16 protein-coding genes are annotated in these 20,820 nt (G+C 74.4%); 8 read left to right on the forward strand and 8 right to left on the reverse strand.

Features of this window, described 5'->3' with window-relative positions:
* Nucleotides 1–174: 174 nt before the first annotated feature.
* A complete protein-coding gene (locus ACWEQL_RS25325; RefSeq protein WP_452152604.1) occupies nt 175–1,173 on the reverse strand; it encodes an aldo/keto reductase in 999 nt (332 codons plus the stop codon).
* Nucleotides 1,174–1,307: 134 nt separating this feature from the next.
* Between ACWEQL_RS25325 and ACWEQL_RS25330 the strand changes: the two genes are divergently transcribed.
* Nucleotides 1,308–1,880 (forward strand): TetR/AcrR family transcriptional regulator, encoded by a 573-nt coding sequence (locus ACWEQL_RS25330; RefSeq protein WP_452152605.1) that lies wholly within the window; start codon nt 1,308–1,310, stop codon nt 1,878–1,880.
* Between the two features lie 119 nt (nt 1,881–1,999).
* Here the strand turns inward: ACWEQL_RS25330 and ACWEQL_RS25335 are convergent, their stop codons facing one another.
* From ACWEQL_RS25335 to ACWEQL_RS25350, 4 genes are all read right to left on the reverse strand, one after another.
* Nucleotides 2,000–2,383 carry a hypothetical protein gene (locus tag ACWEQL_RS25335; protein WP_452152606.1) on the reverse strand — a complete coding sequence of 128 codons (384 nt, stop codon included), beginning with the start codon at nt 2,381–2,383 and terminating at the stop codon, nt 2,000–2,002.
* Between the two features lie 62 nt (nt 2,384–2,445).
* Nucleotides 2,446–3,348 carry an RNA polymerase sigma-70 factor gene (locus ACWEQL_RS25340; protein WP_452152607.1) on the reverse strand — a complete coding sequence of 301 codons (903 nt, stop codon included), beginning with the start codon at nt 3,346–3,348 and terminating at the stop codon, nt 2,446–2,448.
* A gap of 54 nt (nt 3,349–3,402) precedes the next feature.
* Nucleotides 3,403–4,587 carry an NAD(P)/FAD-dependent oxidoreductase gene (locus ACWEQL_RS25345; RefSeq protein WP_452152608.1) on the reverse strand — a complete coding sequence of 395 codons (1,185 nt, stop codon included), beginning with the start codon at nt 4,585–4,587 and terminating at the stop codon, nt 3,403–3,405.
* A 124-nt stretch (nt 4,588–4,711) separates the two neighbouring features.
* A complete protein-coding gene (locus ACWEQL_RS25350; protein ID WP_452152609.1) occupies nt 4,712–5,299 on the reverse strand; it encodes a GNAT family N-acetyltransferase in 588 nt (195 codons plus the stop codon).
* Nucleotides 5,300–5,602: 303 nt separating this feature from the next.
* Between ACWEQL_RS25350 and ACWEQL_RS25355 the strand changes: the two genes are divergently transcribed.
* Nucleotides 5,603–6,874 (forward strand): PP2C family protein-serine/threonine phosphatase, encoded by a 1,272-nt coding sequence (locus ACWEQL_RS25355; RefSeq protein ID WP_452152610.1) that lies wholly within the window; start codon nt 5,603–5,605, stop codon nt 6,872–6,874.
* A 56-nt stretch (nt 6,875–6,930) separates the two neighbouring features.
* Here the strand turns inward: ACWEQL_RS25355 and ACWEQL_RS25360 are convergent, their stop codons facing one another.
* Nucleotides 6,931–7,101 (reverse strand): hydrophobic protein, encoded by a 171-nt coding sequence (locus ACWEQL_RS25360; protein ID WP_452152611.1) that lies wholly within the window; start codon nt 7,099–7,101, stop codon nt 6,931–6,933.
* A gap of 307 nt (nt 7,102–7,408) precedes the next feature.
* Between ACWEQL_RS25360 and ACWEQL_RS25365 the strand changes: the two genes are divergently transcribed.
* From ACWEQL_RS25365 to ACWEQL_RS25385, 5 genes are all read left to right on the forward strand, one after another.
* Nucleotides 7,409–7,924 (forward strand): hypothetical protein, encoded by a 516-nt coding sequence (locus tag ACWEQL_RS25365; protein ID WP_452152625.1) that lies wholly within the window; start codon nt 7,409–7,411, stop codon nt 7,922–7,924.
* Complete coding sequence (locus ACWEQL_RS25370; protein ID WP_452152612.1) at nt 7,924–9,312, forward strand: hypothetical protein; 1,389 nt, start codon at nt 7,924–7,926, stop codon at nt 9,310–9,312. Before ACWEQL_RS25365 ends, ACWEQL_RS25370 begins: the two co-directional genes overlap by 1 nt.
* The gene (locus ACWEQL_RS25375) at nt 9,309–10,706 is read left to right on the forward strand and encodes a VWA domain-containing protein (RefSeq protein WP_452152613.1); all 1,398 of its coding nucleotides are present in this window, start codon (nt 9,309–9,311) and stop codon (nt 10,704–10,706) included. Before ACWEQL_RS25370 ends, ACWEQL_RS25375 begins: the two co-directional genes overlap by 4 nt.
* 98 nt (nt 10,707–10,804) lie before the next feature.
* A complete protein-coding gene (locus ACWEQL_RS25380; protein ID WP_452152614.1) occupies nt 10,805–11,920 on the forward strand; it encodes an ATP-binding protein in 1,116 nt (371 codons plus the stop codon).
* A 5-nt stretch (nt 11,921–11,925) separates the two neighbouring features.
* On the forward strand, nt 11,926–14,751 hold the full coding sequence (locus ACWEQL_RS25385; RefSeq protein ID WP_452152626.1) for a hypothetical protein: 2,826 nt from the start codon (nt 11,926–11,928) through the stop codon (nt 14,749–14,751).
* 104 nt (nt 14,752–14,855) lie between these two features.
* On the opposite strand, the gene ACWEQL_RS25390 is transcribed toward ACWEQL_RS25385, so the two are convergent.
* Nucleotides 14,856–17,585: a bifunctional acetate--CoA ligase family protein/GNAT family N-acetyltransferase gene (locus ACWEQL_RS25390; protein WP_452152615.1), complete on the reverse strand. Its 2,730-nt coding sequence runs from the start codon at nt 17,583–17,585 to the stop codon at nt 14,856–14,858.
* Nucleotides 17,586–17,801: 216 nt separating this feature from the next.
* On the opposite strand from ACWEQL_RS25390, the gene ACWEQL_RS25395 reads away from it, so the two are divergent.
* Complete coding sequence (locus tag ACWEQL_RS25395) at nt 17,802–20,195, forward strand: glycoside hydrolase family 65 protein (RefSeq protein ID WP_452152616.1); 2,394 nt, start codon at nt 17,802–17,804, stop codon at nt 20,193–20,195.
* Nucleotides 20,196–20,201: 6 nt separating this feature from the next.
* On the opposite strand, the gene ACWEQL_RS25400 is transcribed toward ACWEQL_RS25395, so the two are convergent.
* A complete protein-coding gene (locus tag ACWEQL_RS25400; protein WP_452152617.1) occupies nt 20,202–20,819 on the reverse strand; it encodes an Rv1733c family protein in 618 nt (205 codons plus the stop codon).
* Between the last annotated feature and the right edge of the window lies 1 nt (nt 20,820).

The raw sequence follows: 20,820 nt of genomic DNA on the forward strand, positions 1-20,820 counted from the left end.
CGCGGGTCGGCGCCGCGGTGCGCGCGGTCGGGCAGCGCGTACGCGAGCGCGGCCCCGGTCGGTTCGAGCGCCAGCCCCATCACGGCCTCCAAGTACACCCGGGTGACGGTGTTCCGAGGCTAGCGCAGTGCCGAGCCCTCCGGGTGCGGGAGGACCTCGTCGGCGGCGAACCGCTCAGTGGACCGGGGCATCGGAGGCGGAGATCGCGTCGAGTCGGGTGATCAGGTCAGCGGGGAGGTCCAGGGCGAACCCCGCCAGGTTTCCGGTGAGTTGGTCGAGCGTACGGGGGCCGATGATCACCGAGGTGACGCCCGGCCGCTGCCGGGCCCAGGCGAGCGCCACGGCGGCCGGGGTGGATCCCAGCTCGGCCGCGATCCCGGCGACCTCCTCGGCGATGTCCAGGTTGCGCCCGCCGAGGAGTTCGCCGCCCCACGCCCGGGCGAGCGGCGACGGGGACTCCATCAGTCGGCCGATGCGTGACGACCTGTCGGGAGTGCGGTCGCGCGCGTACCGCCCGGTCAGGACGCCGCCGCCCAGCGGGGACCACGCCAGGACCCCGAGACCGTGCCGTTCGCAGGTCGGCAGGATCTCCGGTTCGACGCTCCGGGCCAGCAGCGAGTACTGGTGCTGGAGGCCGACGAACCGTGTGCCGCGGCCCCGTTCGGCCGCCCACTGGGACTCCACGATCTGCGCGGCGGTGAAGTTCGAGCAGCCAATGTAGCGCACCTTGCCGGAGCGGACGAAGCCGTCGAGGGTCGCCATGGTCTCGTCGACCGGCGTGTCCGGATCCCACTGGTGACACTGGTAGAGGTCGATGTGGTCCGTACCGAGCCGGCGCAGGCTGGCGTCGAGGGCCCGGGTCAGGTGCACCCTGGACAGCCCCTTGTCGTTGGCGCCCGGCCCCTGCGGGAGACAGGCCTTGGTGGCGAGGACGACGGCGTCGCGCCGCCGCCCGACGGCCCGGCCGACGATCCGCTCGGACTCGCCGCCGGTGTAGGCGTCGGCGGTGTCGATGAGGTTGTGCCCGGCGTCCAGGAAGGCGCCGATGATGCGTCGGGCCTCGGTCTCGTCGCAGCTGCCGACGCCCACCCCACCGGAGGGGCCGAAGTTCATGGTCCCCAGGCCCGCCCGGGAGACCTTCAGGCCCGAGTCACCGAGTCGTGCGTGTTCCATCCGCGGTACCCCCTGCTCGTCCGGTTCGGCGAGCACGTCGGATCGGCTCGCTAGAATCGGATCACATGTTCCGCTTTCGACGATACGGAACAGCTGTTCCGCATGTCAACGAGTCAAACGAGTCAGGGGACGTCATGACCGAGGAGGCCAGGCCGCTGCGCGCGGACGCCCGGCGCAACCGGGCGCGCGTGCTGGAGGCGGCCGAGGCGGTGCTGGCCCGCGACGGGAGCACCGCCTCCATGCGGGCCGTCGCGCAGCAGGCGGGCCTCGGCCTCGGCACCATCTACCGGCACTTCCCCACCCAGGAGGCGCTGTACGAGGCGATCCTCCTCGACCGGATGCGGCGCCTGGCCGAACGCTCCGAGGCCTTGCGCGAGGCGGAGGACGCGGGCGCCGCGTTCTTCGGCTTCTTCACCGAGATCGTCGACAACGCGAGCCGGATGAAGGCCGTGGCCGACGTCCTCGCCGACGCCGGCGTCGACGTCAAGGCGGGCCTGTCGGAGGCCGGCGGTACCGTACGGGCGGCCGTCGAGGCGCTCCTGTTCCGCGCCCAGCGAGCGGGTGCGGTGCGCGAGGACCTGCAACCGCCCGAGCTCCTGGCCCTGCTGGGAGCCACGTGCCTGGCGGCGGAGCGTAACCAGTGGGAGCCCGGACTGCGGGACCGGACCCTCGGGATCGTGTTCGACGGCTGCCGCCCGCGGTGCTGACCGGGCCCGGCGCCGACGCACACAGCCGGTTCCGAGTTCCCGCACCTGAGCGCACGAACGGACGGGAGGGGGCCGGCGATCACCGCCGGCCCCCTCCCGTACCCCTCTCCCGCGGCCGGTTACTTCGCGCGGCCGGTGAGGACCTGGCCCAGGACCAGCACGCTGAGGCCGAACATCAGGACGCCCAGGGGGACGTGGAGCGAGGGTATGTGGGCGACGCCCAGGACGACCTGGAGGGAGGCGAGGACGAGGAAGCCGGTGGCGTAGAGGATGGGGCGGGGTGACCTGCCGCCCGGGCGCCAGGCCAGGATCGCGGCGAGCAGGTAGAGCATGGACGCGGCGTACATCACGCGTGCGCCGACGCTGTGCAGGGTCTCGCCGTAGGTGGTGGACAGCAGCAGGCCGGCGCTGACCGCCTGGGTGAAGATGGTCAGGGTCTGCAGGAAGACCGAGATCTGGACGAAGACGGGGCCGCGCGGTGCTACCGCGGTGTCGGTGGCCATGATGCGTACTCCTGTTTCTGCCGGATGCCGGATGCCGGCGCCGGGTGGCGAGGGAGGGGTGATCAGTGCAGGGTGAGCGGGGTCTGGGACTCGACGCGCTTCAGCTTCTCGGGGTTGCGGACGAAGTACATGCCGGTGATCCGACCGTCCTCGACGCTGAGCGCCATGACGCCCTCGAGCTCGCCGTCGAAGCGCACGGCGATCGCCGGGTGGCCGTTGACCAGGGTGAGCTCGCAGGTGATGGCGACGGCGTCCTTGATCTTGCCGGTCCCGCCGAGGTAGAAGCGGACCACCTTCTCGGCGCCCACGGTCGGGTGGAGCGCGGCCCGCTTGATGCCGCCGCCGTCGCTCACCAGGACGACCTGCGGGGCGAGCACGTCGAGCAGGTCCTGCGGGTTCCCGGATTCGAGCGCGCGCCGGAACGACTCCACCACGGCGCGGTTCTCGCTCACCGAGACCGTCTTGCGCGGACGGCGGGCGTCGACGTGCCGACGGGCGCGGTGGGCGATCTGGCGGACCGCCGCCGGGGTCTTGTCGACGGCCTCGGCGATCTCGTCGTAGCCGACGCCGAACACCTCCCGCAGCACGAACACGGCCCGCTCGGTCGGCGCGAGGGTTTCGAGGACGAGCATCATCGCCATCGACACGCTCTCCGAGAGCTCGACGTCCTCGGCCACGTCCGGCGCGGTGAGCAGCGGCTCGGGCAGCCACTGGCCGACGTACGCCTCCCGGCGGCGCTTCATGGTGCGCAGCCGGTTGAGGGCCTGCCGGGTGGTGATCCGCACCAGGTACGCGCGGCGGTCACCGACCTGCTCCAGGTCGACCTTGACCCAGCGCAGCCAGGTCTCCTGGAGCACGTCCTCCGCGTCGGTCGCCGAGCCGAGGATCTCGTACGCGACGGTGAAGAGCAGATTGCGGTGGTCGACGAACGCCTCGGTCGCCTGATCGGTGACATGGTCGCTCATGGCTCGACTCCTCCTTGTCGTTGTCAGCGCGCCACAGTAGTGACGATCCGTCACTCAGGCCACAGCGGTACCGATCCTCTTCGCCCGCACCCGCTCCGGACGCACCGTTCCGTCCTCGGGCCAGTGGTGCGAACCGGGCTTGCGGGCCTCGGCCCGCAGATGCCTGACGCTGAACTCGCAGGCGACCTCCTTGAGCTTCGCGCCCGCCCGGCCGGGGACGAAGAGCGGCATCGCGGTGTCGTCCTTGCGCGCGAGCTGGAAGACGGCGGCGCGACGGCCCAGGCTGATGCACATCGCGGGGAACGACAGGCTGATCGGCGCGGGCGTCCGGTCGGCGATCCGGCCGAGCACGGTGTCGGCGGCGTGCGCGCCCAGGCAGCCCGCGGCGTAGGCGCTCATCCGGAACGGCAGGTCGGACGGCGCCGCCGAGTCGCCGGCCGCGACGATGCGGTCGTCGTCCAGGCTGGTCAGCGTCTCATCGGTGAGCAGCCGGCCCTCGGCGTCGGTCCGCAGCCCGCTGCGCCCGGCCAGATCGGGTACGGCGAAGCCGGCGGCCCAGACGGTGAGCGGGCTCGGAAGCACCCGGCCGTCGGCCAGCTCCACGGCGTCGCGGGTCACGGCCGTCACCCTCGTGTCGGGGCCGTCGAGCACCGTCACGCCGAGGCCGGCGAGCCGCCGGACGACCGCGCGCCGGGCCCGCGGGTGCAGGTACGGGCCGAGCGCTCCCCCGCAGACCAGCGTCACCCGCCGCCCCTGCTCGGCCAGTTCGGCGGCGGTCTCGATGCCGGTCGGGCCGCCACCGACCACGGTCACGGTGGCGGTCGCGGGCGCGGCGTCGAGGACCGACCGCAGGTGCCGCGCCTCCTCCAGGGTGGCGAGCCGGTGCGCGAAGGCGGCCCCGCCGGGGACGCTCGGGGTGGCGCTGACGCTGCCCACCGCGTAGACGAGGTAGTCGTAGGCGAGCCGGTCGCCGCCGGCCAGGTCCACAGCGCGCCCGTCCGCGTCGATCCGGGTCACGCTGTCGACCACCAGCCGGACGCCGTCGGCCAGGATGTCCGCGTAGTCGACGGCCGCGTCGTGGGTCCCGCCGACCAGCTGGTGCAGCCGCAGGCGCGGGACGAAGGTCCGCCGCGGGTTGACCAGCGTCACGCTCACGTCGTCCCGCTGCCGCAACCGGTTGGCCGCCATCACCCCGGCGTACCCGCCGCCGACCACGACCACCTCGGTGTACTCGCTCACGGTGCCTCCTCCGTTTCAGGGATTCGGCCACAGGACACCGCGCACCCCGAAGCTGTGACACCTTGTGAGGCAGATCACTCGAGGACGCGGCAGGAGCGGCTCCGCGGTGCAGCCCCCGGGCAGGTCAGTGGGGGTCCGGGGTCGGGGCGTCCGGGGTCGGGGCGTCCGACGGGTGGCGGGTGAGCCGCCAGAGCTGCTCCTCGCCGGTGTGGCCGGGGGCGAGACGTTCGGCGGGGCGGCGGAGGTGGGCGGTGAAGCCGAGGCGGGCGGGGACGGCGGCGCTGGCGTGGTTGGCCACGTCGTGGACGATCTCGACGCGCTCGACGCCGGGGAGGCGGAAGGCCTGCCCGACCAGGGCGCGGGCGGCCCGGGTGGCGACGCCCCGGCCGGTGGCGCAGGGGTGCAGCCAGTAGCCGATCTCGCGGACGTCGTCGGATGTGTCGTCGCGCCGGAACAGCGAGCAGAGGCCGACGATCGAGCCGCCCCGCACGATCGCGTAGGTGAAGTTCACACCGGTCACCCAGCGCTCGGCCATGCGGTCCAGGAACGCCGCGGTCGTCTCCCGGCTGTGCTCGGCGACCCACGGCATCCAGGGGCGCAGGTGGTCCGAGGATTCCTCGATGACCCGGAAGAGCTCCGGGAGGTCCGCCTCGGCGTCGAGGCGGCGCAGCGTCAGGTCGTCCAGCTCGATCACCTGCGGGGGAAGGTCCATGCCAGGATGATCGTCGGCGAAGGACCAGGTCGGCAAGGGATTTCGTACCCGGACGTCATGAACGACTTCGCCTGCCGTTTCTCCCCCTCCCCCCTGGGCTGGCCGACGGCCAGGACGCCTGGCCGGGCCGTGTCGACCCCCGGTCGGCCACCGGCACCCGGGAGACCTCGTAGCGCGGGCAGCGCGGGCCCGGGGGGCGGAGGATGGGAGAGGGCCCCGCTCGAAGCGTCGGGGCTTCTCACCGGCAGGCGGGCCGGCACATGTCCTCCGTCCCGTACCTGCCCGAGGCGAGGCGGGTGAGACGTGCACGAGAGCGAGGACGGGCTGCTGGGCCCGGTGCTCGCCGACCTGCTGCGGGACGCGCACCGGGCGGGGCCGCGGGACGTGGCGGGTCTGCTGTGGTGGGCCGGGGCCCGGCTGGGCCTGGAGCACATCTGGGTGTACCTCGCGGACATCCAGCAGGAGCATCTGATCGCACTCCCCTCGCCCCCGGAGGCGGGCCTGCCCGGCGCGGTCGGTCCCGAGGCCGTGGACATCGACGGCTCGCTGGCCGGACGCGCCTATCGCACCGAGACCGTCCAGATCGCCTCGGACGACCGGTCCGGCACAGTCACGGGTACGGGTACGGGCACGGGCACGGGCACGGACCGCACCGACCCCGCCGTGGCCTGGCTGCCGATGATCGACGGCATCGGCCGGATCGGGGTGCTCCGCGTCGCCGCCCCGGTCCTGGACGAAGGTCTCCTCATCCGCTGCGAGGCGCTCGCCTCCGTCGCGGCGCTGCTGGTGGCGACCAAGGCGCCGTTCAGCGACGTCCTGGTGGAGACGATGCGCACCCGGCCGATGAGCCTGCAGGCCGAGTTGTTGTGGGCCTTCGTACCGCCGCGCACCATCGGTACCCGCCGGGTGACCTCCAGTGCCCTGCTGGAGCCGGCCTACGAGGTGGGCGGCGACGCCTTCGACCACAGTGTCGCCGGGAACCGGCTGCACGTGACGCTGGTGGACGCGATGGGCCACGACCTCGCTTCCGGCGGCTGCAGCGCGGTCGCCCTGGCCGCCTGCCGCTCGACCCGCCGGGCCGGCGGCACGCTGGCCGACATCGCCACCGCCATCGACACCGCCCTCACCGAATGGATCCCGGACCGGCTGCTCACCTGCGTGATCGCCGACCTCGACACCGGCACCGGCGAACTCACCTGGATCAACTGCGGCCATCCTGCGCCCCTGCTCCTCCGCGGCCGCCGCATCGTCGACCGGGCCTTGGAGCGCCGCCGTCACACGCCGCTCGGCCTACCCCTGGGCACCCCCACGACGCCGATCCCGGTCCACACCGCGCGCCTGGAGCCCGGCGACCGGATCCTGATCTACTCCGACGGCATCACCGACGCCCGCGACCTCCGGGGCCAGCTGTTCGGCGAGGAACAGCTCGTCGAGACCGTCGTCCGCGCCATGGCCGACGGCCTGCCCGCCCCCGAGGCACTGCGCCGCCTGATGCAGCGCATCCTCACCCACCAGGGCCGGCGCCTGCGCGACGACGCCACGATCCTCCTCGTCGACTGGCACCCCGAACCGTAGGGGGCCGGGGCACCCGCGGAGGTGGGTGCCCCGGCCGCTCGCCCGTCCTACGGGTGTCACCAGCGGTACCAGCGACCCCGCCCGCCGGAGGCGTTCGTCCCGCGGGCGATGAAGCCCAGCAGCCAGATCGCCAGGACGGCGATGGCGATCCACCACAGCGCCTTGAGGGCGAACCCCGCGCCGAAGAGCAGCACGGCCAGGAGCAGTACGAGCAGAAGGGGAATCATGTCGACCTCCTTGTCGGTGTCGGCGGTCTGCTGCCCCGGATCGGCCGGAGCATTCACGGAGGGATCGGCCGTCGAGGCCGCGAACGCCGGACCGGCCCGCGCCTGACCGGGTCCCGCCCGACCCGGGCGTCCTCCCCCGATCCCTGCCCGACGGCGGTGCCGGACGGCGTCAGCCCTCGTTCCGTGCGCCTCCGGTGAGGGTCCGCCACCGGCCGGCGGCGGCGTTGTCAGTGACGGCCACTAGGTTCGTCACCAGAAACGCCGCCCTCGCGGCGTACGTCCCCAATCCTGAGGAGATGGTGTGCTTCTGCCTGCCTGGGAGGAATCGAGCACGGCACGGGTGATCCCGCCCGCCCGTGCGCGCAAGCTCGCCAAGGTCCCGTTCGTCGAGCTGGCCGACGGCCGTCTGCAGGGCGTCGTCTCCAGCGGCTCGGACATCGGCCGGGTCTACGTGTCGTCCATCGCCGCAGGGAGCTTCGAGTTCGCCTGCAGCACCAACAACAACCGGCCCTGCGGCGGCGCCCGGGGCGGGTACTGCAAGCACCTGGACGCCCTGGTCACCGAGGCCGTGCTCCAGTACGGCGGCGAGCGGGTCGCGCGGTACCTGCGGGTCGACGGCGAGGCGGCGGTGCCCGACGCCCGGGGGATCCTCGCGACGATGTCCGCCACCCGGCCCGGGAAGGCCGAGTCCTCGCCGGCGGCGCAGGTGTTCAGCCGGTTCCTGCACCACCTGGAGTACCTGGAGTTCGAGCCGGTGACCGAGCCGCTGGCGGACCTGCACTGGTTCCCGACCACGGGGACGACGACGGGGATGGTGGCGTGATGCGTACGGATGTCCTGTCCGCTCCGGTCGAGGGGCTCGACGAGGTCCTGGCCGTCGTCGACGCCTTCGACCAGGTGCTGGCCGCCGGTCTGCTGCGGCCCCAGCCCGCCCAGGCCGAGGCGCTGGCCCGACTCGCCGACGCGGTCGCGGCCTCGCCGCTGGCCCCGCTCGTCGCGGAGGCGGCCGACAAGGCGGCCGCCGGTGCCGCCGGCGAGGAGCACCTGGTGGTGCTCGCCGCCGCCCGTACGGCGCTGCTGGGGGCCGCCCACGACGCGCTCGCCGCTGTGGTCGGCGAGGCGACCGGCCGCGGTGCCGGGGTGTGGGAGGGGGCCGCCCCCGGTGAGCCGGCCGGGGCCAACCTGCTGGCCGCGGCGCGGGCCTGGCTGGCCGATCTGGCCCGGTCCGGGTGGCGCGGCATGGACCACGACCTGGTGTCCGGGTCGGCGCAGGTCGTCTCCGCGATGCTGGGCGATCCGGCGCTGCGGCGCCTGGCGGTGCTGCTCGACGGGTTCGCCGCCGAGCTGGCCGCGTCCTGCCCGGGGGCGGGCCTGGAGCGGGTGCCGGCGCGCCGGTGGGCGGACCTCTGGGCGCGGGCCCTGGTGCTGACCCGCTCCGGGGCGAACGGCGCTCCGGCCGCGGGGACGCTCACCGGCCGGCTGCTGCCGCTCGGGGTGGACCTGCACGAGCACTCCACGGCCGCGCAGGCGCAGGTGCACGCGGTGTTCGAACCCGCCGACGGGTCCGCGCCGCGCCTGGTGCGGGCGTCGGTGTCGGTGCCGAAGCCGGAGAGCGTCGTCGGCGCCGGGATCTGGCAGCTGCTGCGTCCCCGGCTGTCGCTGCTCGCGGCGGCGGGCGAGGGCCGGTCCGTGGAACTCGACGGCATGCCGGTCACCGCCGAGGGCGACCTGCTGTGGCGGGACGAGTGCGCGCGGCCGGGCGAGCCGGTGGACCCGTTCGCCACCGCGCGGGTCGCCCTGCAGGCCGCGGTCGGCGCTCCGGTCGCACCGCTGGAGCGGCACCCGGTGCGCATCGCCGAGCCGGTCCTCCTGGAGGGCTACACCGCCGAGGAGGAGGACGGCGTGCTGACGTTCACGCTGGCCGGCCACCCGCTCAGGGTCGACACCGGCCGGATACCGGCGGCCGGGCCGCTCACGGCGCAGGCCGTCGCCGCGTCGAGCGCGTGCATCGGCCTGCTGCGCTGGGACGCCGGGGCGTTCCTGCTGCAGCCGCTCGCCGTGGAGAGCACGGTCAAGCGCAGGACCGTCGCCGTGCACGCCGGGGCGTGGGCGGGCGGCACCACCGACAAGCTGGGCGCCAAGGCCGAGGCCGCCGCCACCGAGACCGTGGCCGTGCTGCGCGAGCGCGCCGGAAAGCTGCTGCGCAAGTGAGCGAGCACCCGACCCCCGCGAACGGGCCCGACCGGGACGAGAACCGCCGTCAGGTCCTGTACTGGCAGCTGCTGGCCCGTCTGTTCGACCCCGCGGAGCAGGCCTCCCTCGAATCGGCGAGCCTGGCCGTCGTCGAGGACATCGGTCTGCCGACGGGCCTGCTGGACCCCCGGACGTCCATCGACTCCATCGTCCAGCGGCACCCGGCGCTGGCCGAGGAGTTCGACGGCCTCATGGTGCCGGAGGATGGCGCCGCCGGCCGTGACCGCACCGCCGAGGTACGGCGCGCCGCGCTGGTCTCCAAGGTCCTCCTCAACACCTTCGCCACCGGCTCCGGCCCGGTGAGCGCGGGCCGGCTGGCGGGCTGGCAGTCCGACGCCGGCTGGCTGGAGCGCGCCCTGGGCTGCGGGCCGGGCGAGCTGCGGACCGGACGCGCCGGCGGCACCGCCGCCGGAACGGGCACGGGCGGCGGTACCGGCAGCCCGGACCTGTCCACGCTGATCCCCGTGATCGGCCCCGAGCTCGCCGGCATCGAGGCGGACCTGGTCAAGCGCATGCAGCTGCGCGAGGTCCTCGCGGACAGCACGCTCGCCGCGCGGCTCACCCCGAGCATGTCGCTGATCGAGCAGTTGCTGCACGACAAGGGCAACCTCGACGGTGTCGCGCTCGCCAACGCCAAGGCCCTGATCCGGCGGTTCGTCGACGAGGTCGCCGAGGTGCTGCGCACCCAGGTCGAGAAGGCCACCGTCGGCGAGCTGGACCGCTCGGTGCCGCCCAAGCGGGTGTTCCGCAACCTCGACCTCAAGCGCACCATCGACAAGAACCTCATCAACTGGAACCCGGAGGACGAGCGGCTCTACGTCGACCGCCTCTACTACCGGCGGACCGCCCGCAGGACCACTCCTCAGCGGCTGGTCGTCGTGGTGGACCAGTCCGGCTCGATGGTCGACTCCATGGTCAACTGCACCATCCTGGCCTCGATCTTCGCCGGCCTGCCCAAGGTCGACGTCCATCTGATCGCCTACGACACCCGCGCCGTCGACCTCACCCCCTGGGTGCACGACCCGTTCGAGACGCTGCTGCGCACCGACCTCGGCGGCGGCACCGACGGCACCGTCGCCATGGCCCTCGCCCAGCCGAAGATCGCCGAGCCGCGCAACACCGTCGTGGTGTGGATCTCCGACTTCTACGAGTGGCGCGGTGAGCAGCTGTTCGAGCAGATGGCGGCCGTGCACCGCTCCGGGGTGAAGTTCATCCCGGTCGGCTCGGTCACCAGCTCGGGCCGCGGCAGCGTCAACCCCTGGTTCCGCGAGCGCTTCAAGGACCAGGGCACGCCGGTGATCTCCGGTCACATCCGCAAGCTCGTCCACGAGCTCAAGTCCTTCCTCACCTGATCCGGCCCACCGGCCGGCCTGTTACGGCGAGCGGCGCCCCGCGCCCGCCGACCCCCTACCGACGATTCCCCGACCCGCCGCAGAGAGGCGACCACCCCATGACCGACATGCTCCGCGCCCCCGCCGAGACCAAGTACGCCGACGAGCTGGACTACCTGGAGTCGATCGACACCGGACCCAAGCCGTCCACCTGGCGGCTGTCGCCGAAGATGATCCGCACCTTCGTCCTCGGCTCCGAGCGCTCCGACGGCCTGGACCGCGAGATCGGCCAGAAATGGTTCGGCGAGCGCAGCATCGTCGAACGCGCCATCGTCACCCTGGCCTCCGACCGCGGCCTGCTGCTGATCGGCGACCCCGGCACCGGCAAGAGCTGGCTCGCCGAGCTGCTGGCCGCCGCCGTCTGCCGCAACTCCACCCAGGTGGTGCAGGGCACCGCCGGCACCACCGAGGACCACCTCAAGTACGCCTGGAACGTGTCCATGGTGATCGCCAAGGGCCAGTCCCGGGAGTCGATGATCCCCTCGCCGATCATGACCGCGATGGAGAGCGGCACCATCGGCCGCTTCGAGGAGCTCACCCGCTCCACCAGCGACGTCCAGGACGCACTGATCTCGATCCTGTCCGAGAAGTACGTGTCGGTGCCCGAGCTCAAGGGCGAGGACGGCATCGTGTTCGCCAGGCCCGGCTTCTCGATCATCGCCACCGCCAACAGCCGCGACCGGGGCGTCAACGACCTGTCCTCCGCGCTCAAGCGGCGCTTCAACTTCGTACGCATCCCGGTGGTGACCAACAGGTCCAGCGAGGCGGAGATCGTCCGCTTCCGCACCGAGGAACTGCTGCGCCGCCACGAACTCGACCTGGAGGTGCCGCCCACCCTGCTGGACGTGCTGCTGCGCAGCTTCGGCGACCTGCGCGACGCCGCCGCCGCGGCCGGCAGCGACGACGAGAAGCTGGAGTCCGCGCTGTCCACCGCCGAGCAGATCGGCGTGCTGGAGGACGCCGTCCTGCACAGCGACTTCTTCGGCGAGCGCACGCTGACCGCCCGCGCACTCGGCTCCTCGCTGGTCGGCTCGCTCGCCCGCCGCGCCCCCGAGGACTCGGCCATCCTCACCAAGTACCTCACCGGCGTCGTCGGCCCGCGCAGCCAGCAGGAGGGCGGCGAGTGGCCGGAGTTCCTGGAGGCCGGCCTCGACACCCTGAAGGCGCTCGCGTGAACGACGTGACCACCCGGGTGCCCGCCGAGGGCGGGCACCCCGCGTCCGGCACCTTCGACGCGCTGCGCGCCCAACTCCAGGACGCCGCGGCCACGTTCGCCGACGGCCCGGGCGCGCTGGACGGCATCCTGCACGGCCTGGTGGACGACGTCGACCGTGCGCTGCGCGAGCCGCTGGAGATCTTCCCGGTCTGTCACCACTCCCCCGCCTCCGCCACCGCGATGGCCCGCCAGCTGCGCGCCAAGCAGCCGAGGACGGTGTTCCTGGAGCTGTGCGAGGACATGGCCCCGCTCCTCACCGAGCTGCGCAACTGCCGCCTGCCGGTGGCGCTCCAGGCCTTCGCCAGCGGCATCGACGGGTTCCCCGCCGACTGGGCGCCGCTGTCCGTCGTCGCGCCGATCACCGAGGCCTCCGCCGAGTACCAGGCCATCGCGTACGCGCTGGAGACCCCGGGCGTCGAGCTGGTCCTGGTCGACCGGTCCTCGGACCACGTCTTCCAGTGGCAGCCCCGCGCGGACGCCCCCGAATCCGACACCCCCGCCGCACCCGGCACGGCCCCGGCCGAGGCGGAGGCCGCCCTGCACGGCGACGCGGTCGGCATCGAACTCGGCGACCTGCGGCCCCGGTTCGCCGAGCTGGAGCAGCACCTGCTGCGCCACGGCAAGGTCAGGCACTGGTCGGAGTGGTGGCACCAGTACGTCGAGCTGCCGCTCGGCGACGCCGACCACGACACCTACCGGCAGGTCATGTTCCTGATCGGCAGCCTCTTCCGCCGGCTGGCCCCCGGCGACCCCGGCCGGGTCCGGGTCGACGAGGACCGCGAACGGTACATGTGGACCCGCATCCGCGAGCACCTGGCCGCCACCGGCGCCGACCCGGCCGACAGCGTGTACGTCTGCGGCGCCTTCCACGCCGCCAGCCGCGTCGAGGAGTTCGGCGTCCACGGCACCGCCGGCTCCTTCACCATCTCGCCGCGCACGGCCACCGAGTGGCAGTACGGCCTGATCCCGTCCAGCCACACGGCCATCGAGGCGCAGTTCGGCCTGGAGGGCGGGTCGGTGTCCATCGCCGCGACCCAGTGGGAGAAGAACCTCAAGCGCACCCGCGTCCAGCCGTACCGGCTCAAGGGCCAGGCCGGCGCCAAGGCGAGCCGGGCGCGGAAGGCCGCCGCCGCCGCGCCGACGGCGCAGCCGGACACCACCGACCAGCTGTCCGGGTTCCTGCGGCGGCCGCCGGTGCTGGACCGCCTCGACCAGGAGGAGCTGCTCGGCTGGTCCGTGGAGGTCGTACGCGCCGCCCGCCGCAACGGCTACCTCGCCTCCACCGCCGACGCCATCGCCGTGTACGAGACGTCCATCCTGCTCGCCGGCCTGCGCGACCGGGCCAGGCCGACCCCGTACGACTTCCTGGACGCGGCGGTCACCTGCCTGGAGAAGGACAGCGTGCCCGGCCGACGCGACGTCCGCCGCATCGTCGAGATCATGATGGGCGGCGACCGGATCGGCCAGGTCGGCTACGAGTCGCTGCCGCCGCTCGCCCGCGACGTCCACGACCGGCTCGCCCCGCTCGGCCTCAACCTCCAGGCCCGGGGCGTGAAGCGGGCCCTGCTGGACATCAAGTCCGACCCGGGCCTGAAAGCCTGCTCGGACGTGCTGTGGATGCTGCGCCACCTGCTCCCGCACGGCGCCGCCCGCCCGATCATGGGCGAGCGCAAGCTCGGCGAGCGGCCCGTCCAGGAGTCCTGGGACCTCGCCCTCGGCACCCACCAGCGCGCCCTGATCGAGCTCGGCTACGAGGGCGTCAGCCTGGAGCAGGTCCTCGAACAGCGGCTGCGCCGCGAGGCCCACGGCACGCAGGCCACGGCCGCCGTGGTCCTGCGGACCGTCGAGGACGCCACCCTCTACCTGGGCAGCCGCCGCCTCGCCGACGAGCTCGGCACCCGCGCCCTGGAGGTCCTGTCCACCGAGCGCGGCGTCGACGGCGCGCCCGAGGTGCTGCGCCGGGTGCGCACCCTGCTGGGGTACTACCGCACCAGCGAGCCGGCGCTGCCGGAGTGGATCGAGCGGTTCGCCAAGACCGGGTACGCGCACTACTGCACCCTGCTGCCGACGGCGTTCACCGACGAGACGGCCACGGTGCGCCAGGTCGCGGCGATGCTCGGCTTCCTCTTCAGCATGGAGGGCCTGGCGCTCTCGCTGGGCAGCGACCGCACCCAGCTGGAGCTCGCCATCGCCCAGTCGCACCCCGAGGAGCCCGCCAAGGTCGCCCTGCTGTGGGGCGCCCAGGTGCAGACCGGCCGGCTCTCCCGGCAGGAGCTGCGGGAGCGCTGCGACGAACTGCTCGGCAACCCGCTGCTGCTGCCCTCCTACCCCCGCTACCTCAGCGGGCTGCTGCACGCCCTGGAGCCGGTCCCGGGCCTGGTGGACGTCGTCGTGGAGGCCGTCTCCAACGCCTTCGCCCGGCTGCCCGACCCCGTCCTGCTCCCGTGGCTGCCGACCCTGATCACCACCCTGCGCCACAGCGGGGCCGACCTCGCACCCCTGCTGACCCGCGAGGCCGGGCGGATCTTCCCCGGCCGGCTCGCCGAACTGGACACCTGGGTCCCCCCGTGGCACGCCCAGGCCACCACCCCGGCCCGCCCGTCCCGTACCGCCGGCGCCCCGCAGGGCCTCCCCCTGCTCGCCGCCCACCCGGCCACCTGTGACGCCCTGGCCGGCCTCCTCGGCTGCGACACCACCTGGGCCACCCCGGCCGCCCCCACCGGCTCGGCCCTCCTCACCCGCCACCCGGCGACGGGCGACGCCCTGGCGCCGCTGCTCGCCGCGGCCTGAACCAGGGCTGCGTCAACCGGCACGACGTCAACGGGCGTGCCGGGCCACCGACCACGTGGCCCGGCACGCCCGTCGGTGTCCGCGTCGGGCACGGACGGCGGGCCTCACGGCGTCCACTCCCCCGCGGACGGCGGGCGGCGCAGGCGGCGGAGGTAGGGGTCGAAGGCGGGGCGGGGTTCCAGGCGGATGCGGGCGTCGACGCAGAGGGCGCCGTCCGGGCGGGCGATCACGGGGTTGAGGTCGGCCTCGACCAGCTCCGGAAGGTCGTCGGCGAGGCGGGAGAGGCGGGCGAGCACGGAGCGGATTGCGGCGAGGTCGGCCGGTGGCCGGCCGGCGTGACCCGACAGCAGGGGTGCGCTGCGCAGTTCGGCGACCATGGCGGTGAGGTCGTGCTCGCTGAGCGGGGCCAGGCGGGCCGCGCGGTCGGCGTGGACCTCGGCGGCGGTGCCGCCGGCCCCGAGGACGACGAGCGGCCCGAACACCTGGTCCTGGACCACGCCCGCCAGGAGTTCGACCCCGGATGCGGCCATCGGCTGCACCACGGCACCGGCCAGCGCGTCACCGAAGGTCCGGGTGAACTCCCGGTAGGCGGAGCGCACTTCACCGTCGGAGGCGAGGCCGGTGCGGACCGCGCCCGCCGCGCTCTTGTGCACCTGGCCCGGCCAGTACGCCTTGAGGGCCACCCCGCCCCGGTACCCGGTCCGGCGCAGCCCCGCCGCGGCGGCGACCGCAGTGTGCTCGTCCCTGGCCCAGACCGAGGTGACGAGCGGCAGGCCGTAGCTCTCCAGCAGGTCGGCGGTGGTGATCGGGTCGAGCCAGCCGCCCTCGGGGTGGTCGGTGAGGTAGCCGTCGACCAGGCCGCGGGCGGTGCGCGGGTCGCAGCCGGGGGCGTCGGCCTCGGCGGACGGCGGTTCGGCCAGCCGGCGGGCCCGGTCCCGGGCGTGGGCGAGGGCGCGGGCGGCCGCGACGGTGTCCGAGTAGGCGGGTACGGCGGCCCCGTCGGCGCAGGTGAGGTAGCGGACGGGGACCTGCTGGTCGAGTCGTACGACGGCGAGGGGGACGCGGCGCCGGCCCGGTCCGTCCAGCACGGCGCGTAGCGGGTCGCGGTCGGGGGTGGTGGCGAGGGCGGTCGGCACCAGGCAGAGCAGGACGGCGTCGACGTTGGGGTCGCGTTCCAACGCGTCGAGGCAGCGGGCCAGTTCGTGCGGCCCGGCCGCCGCCGTGGTGTCCACCGGGTTGCGGGCGCCGGCGCCGGGAGGGAGCGTACGGGCGATGTCCCGGCCGAGTTCGGGCAGTGTGAGGCCCGCGTCGGCGCAGGCGTCGGCGGCGAGGACGCCGATGCCGCCGGCGTTGGACACCACGGCGACGGCGCCGCGCGGCGCGGGTAGCGGCTGGGCGTGCAACAGGGCCGCCGTGTCGACGAGTTCGTCGATGCTGCGGGTCGCCGTGATGCCGGCCTGCCGGAACAGGGTCGCCCGGGTGAGGGTGGGGGTGGCGGCGGCCGCGGTGTGCGAGGCCGCGCCCCGCCGGCCGGCCTCGGAGCGCCCGGCGTCGACGGTCAGCACCGGCATGGTGCGGGTGACCCGGCGCGCGGTGCGGGCGAAGGCGCGCGGGCTCCCGAAGGACTCCAGGTGGAGCAGGGCGAGCTCGGTCCGGCCGTCCGCCTCCCACCACTGGAGCAGGTCGTTGCCGCTGACGTCGTACTTGTCGCCGAGCGACACGAAGCTCGACACCCCGATCCCCAGCCAGGCCATCCGCTCCAGCAGGGCGATCCCGACGCCGCCGCTCTGCACCGCCACCCCGGCGGTCCCGGGCAGCGGGAACGCCCCGCCGAACTCGCCGTCCAGCCGCACGGCCGGATCGGTCTGGGCGAGGCCGAGGCTGTTCGGCCCGACCAGGCGCATGCTGTGGCGCCGGCAGGCGCGCATCAGCCGGCGGGCGTCGTCCGGTCCGAGACCGGCGGTGAGCACCACCAGTGCCCGGACGCCCGCGGTGCCGCACTCCTCGGCCACGTCCGCCACCGCCGCGGGGGGCACGGCGAGCACCGCGAGGTCGGGTACGGCCGGGAGCGCGCCGACGGACGGGTACACGGGCTCGCCGTCGATCTCTCCGGCGTGCGGGTTCACGGCCCGGAGCTCGCCGGTGAAGCCGCCCTGGCGGATCTTGGCGAGGACGGTCCGCCCCACCGAGCCGTCCCGCCGCGAGGCGCCGACCACCGCCACCGAGGACGGGCGCAGCAGCGCGGCGAGGCTGGCCAGGTCGGCGTGGCGGCCGCGTTCGTCGACGGCCGCGCGGTAACCCTCGTCCTTCTCGTCGAGCGGCACCCGGATCCTGACCTCGCCCTGCGAGAAGCCGCGTCGGACGGGCAGGCCGAGGCCGGCGAAGACCTGGTGGACGGCCCGGTTGTCGAACAGGGTGTCCGCCTCGAAGAAGCGGACGCCCTCGGCGCGGGCGGTGTGCACGAGGTGTTCCAGCAGGAGGGTCGCGACGCCCCGGTGGTGCCAGCGGTCGGCGACGGCGAGCGCCAGTTCGGCGGTGTCCGGGTGGTCGTCCAGGATCTCGCAGTCCGCCTCGCCGACCAGCTCCCCGCCCACCCAGGCGCCCAGCGCCAGCAGGCCCGGGCGCCCGCTGCCGCAGAGGCGATCGGCCGCCCGGGCGGGAGCATCGCGGCTGGCTCCGAAGAAGCGCATCCGGCGGCTCTCGTCGGACATCCCGTCGGCGTGCAGGGCGAGGACGGCCCGGTGGTCCCGCGGGCCGATCGGCCGGATGACGGCGGTCGTGCCGTCGGCCAGCAGGGCCTCGGCGGTGGTGCGGCGCGCGTGGACTGTGGACATGGTTCCTCTCCTCGGACGTCGCCGGTCTCCTCCTCCACCCTCCGCGCCCGCCCCGCCCGCCCGGAAGGGTCGTCCGGCCCATGCCGTGCCGCCGGAGGGCGTTGAGTGCCCCGGGGCACCGCGGGGGTACCTGCCGCCGTCCGTCGCGGGCGGGCGCGCACCCCGGCGCCGGGGTGCGCAGACTGGAGGCAGGTCGGTCGGCACGGAGGTCGCGAGGTGGCAGCGGACGCGGTGGCGGGGTCACCTGACATGCCGGACCCGTGGACGCTGCGCCACGAGGGCTTCGACCCGGCCGGGGAGGGCGTGCGGGAGGCGCTGTGCGCGGTCGGCAACGGCTACGTGGTCAGCCGGGGTGCGGCGCCCGAGGCGGCCGCGGACGGCGTCCACTACCCGGGGACGTACCTGGCCGGCTGCTTCGACCGCGCCGCCTCGACGGTGGCGGGCCGGACGATCGTCAACGAGGACCTGGTCAACTGCCCGAACTGGCTGCCCCTGACCTTCCGCGCCGCGGACGGGGAGTGGTTCGACGGCCGGCCCGCCGAGCAGACGGTCGAGCTGGACCTGCGCCGGGGAGTCCTGACCCGTACAGCGCTGGTGGTCGACGGCCGGGGCCGGCGGACCCGTCTGACGCAACGCCGTTTCGCCAGCCAGGCCCGGCCGCACCTGCTCGCCCTGGAGAGCACGTTCACCCCGGAGAACTGGTCCGGCCCGCTGGAGGTCCGCTCGGGCCTGGACGGCGACGTCACCAACCGTGGCGTCGCCCGCTACCGCGGGCTGACCGAACGCCACCTCGTCCCGTACGGCCAGGGGGCGGACGGGAGCGGCCCGGTCTGGTTGGAGTGCGCCGCGGTCGGCTCGCCCCTGCGGATCGCGCTCTGCGCCCGGACCCGCGCCGAGCGGGCGCGGGTGGCGACCGAGTGCCGCGAGGGCTGGGTGGCCCACCGCCTCACCGTCGACGCCGGGCGCGGCCGCCCGGTCACGGTGGAGAAGGTCGTGGCGCTGTACACCTCCCGCGACCGGGCGATCGGAACCCCGCTGCGCGCCGCCCGTCTGCTCGCCGCGGAGGCCGGCGGCTTCGAGGACCTCCTCGCCGAGCACGCGCTGCGCTGGGTCGAACTGTGGCGCCGCTGCCGGATCGATGCGGACTTCGACGGCCTCGGGCCGCTGCACCTGAACCTGTTCCACCTGCTCCAGACCTACTCCGAGCACTCCGTCGACCTCGACGTCGGGATCCCGGCCCGCGGCCTGCACGGCGAGGCGTACCGCGGCCATGTGTTCTGGGACGAGCTGTTCGTCCTGCGCCTGGTCAATCTGCGGTTCCCCGAGCTCACCCGCGCCGTGCTCCGCCACCGCCACCGCCGGCTGGACGCGGCCCGGCGCCAGGCCCGGGAGGCCGGCCTGCGCGGCGCGATGTACCCGTGGCAGAGCGCGGGGGACGGCCGTGAGGAGTCCCAGCGGCTGCACCTCAATCCGCTGTCCGGCCGGTGGCTGCCCGACCACAGCCGGCTCCAGCGGCACGTCGGTTCGGCGGTGGCCTACAACGTCTGGCAGTACTACCAGGCCACCGGGGACCGGGAGTTCCTCGCCGAGGCCGGCGCCGAGACGCTCCTGGAGATCGCCCGGTTCTGGTCCTCCGCCGCGACGTACGACCGCGGGCTCGGACGCTGGTCGATCCGCGGTGTGCTCGGTCCCGACGAGTACCACGACGCCTACCCGTGGGCGGATCGGCCTGGCCTGGACGACAACGCGTACACCAATGTGATGGCCTCGTGGGTGCTGGCCCGTGCCCAGGACGCCCTGGACGTCCTGCCCGGCTACCGGCGCGACGAGCTGCGTGAGCGGCTCGCCCTCGACGACCCGGAGCTGGAGCGCTGGCAGGAGGTCGGCCGGCGCCTGCACGTCCCGTTCCACGGAGGCGTCCTCAGCCAGTTCGCCGGCTACGAACGGCTCGCCGAGCTCGACTGGGCGGCCTACCGGAGCCGTTACACCGACCTGCGCCGGCTCGACCGGATCCTGGAGGCCGAGGGCGACACCGTCAACCGGTACAAGGCCTCGAAGCAGGCCGACGCGCTGATGCTCTGGTACCTGTTCTCCGCCCGCGAGGTCCGCGACCTGCTGCGGCGGCTCGGCTACCCCGCCGGCCACGAGCTGCTCCGGCGCACCACCGGCTACTACCTCCCGCGCACCGTGCACGGCTCGACGCTCAGCTCGGTGGTGCACGCCTGGGTGCTCACCCGCTCCGACCGCCGCGCCTCCTGGCGGTACTTCCGCGACGCCCTGGTGGCCGACCTGACCGACACCCAGCACGGCACCACGGCCGAGGGCGTCCACCTGGGCGCGATGGCGGGCGCGGTGGACCTGCTCCAGCGCTGCTACACCGGCCTGGAGATCCGCGAGGACGCGCTCTGGCTGGATCCGCACCTGCCGTCCGCCCTCGGCCGGCTGGAGCTCGAACTGCGCTACCGGGGCCACTGGGGCCTGGTGATCACGGTCGACCGCAGGGCGGCCACGGTCAGCCTGCGCGAGGACCGGCAGGAGCCGGTCCGGATCCGGTTCCGCGGGACCACGGCCGTCGTCCACCCGGGCGAGACCCGCGCCTTCCGACTCTGACGCCGGTCACCGGCGGCCGGACCACTCCGGTTCCACCCGCCCCCAGGCGGCCTCCCAGCCCGCCTCCGCCCGGCGTCCCAAAACGTGTCGGCGCAGCGCGAACCCCCCTTCCGCGCCGAGGACGAGCGCGGTGGCGGTGCCGAGCACGACCAGCACGGCGTCCGACGCGATCTGTTCGGTCGTCCTGGGCGGTGACGCGGGGTTGCCCGCGTCGTCGACGTGGATCGGAACGTCCGTACCGGGCACGGTGCCCTCGGGTACCGGGATCCGTCCGCCACCCGGCCCGGTCGGGTACGACCAGCGGGCCTGCGCGTGGGCCTGGGTACCGCCCGCCCGCAGGTCGTCCGGCTGCGCCGGGCCCGTGGTGACGGCCGTGACGGCGTGCCGGTGCCGGGCGACCTGCTGCGCGGCGTGCGTCTGCCCGCGCAGGACCAGCAGGCCGGCACCGACCGCCACGGAGATCGCGGCCGTGACGGCGAGCGCCAGCACCACGAGCGCGCGGCTGCGGGCCCGGTCGACCGGGCGGCAGAGCGGGTTGGGGTCCCGGCCGGCGGCGCGGCGGACGTGCCGGCGCAGGGACGTGCGCGGCACCGGGTGGCGGCGCGCGGTGGTTCCGACGGACATG

This window comes from Kitasatospora sp. NPDC004240, from assembly GCF_053603215.1.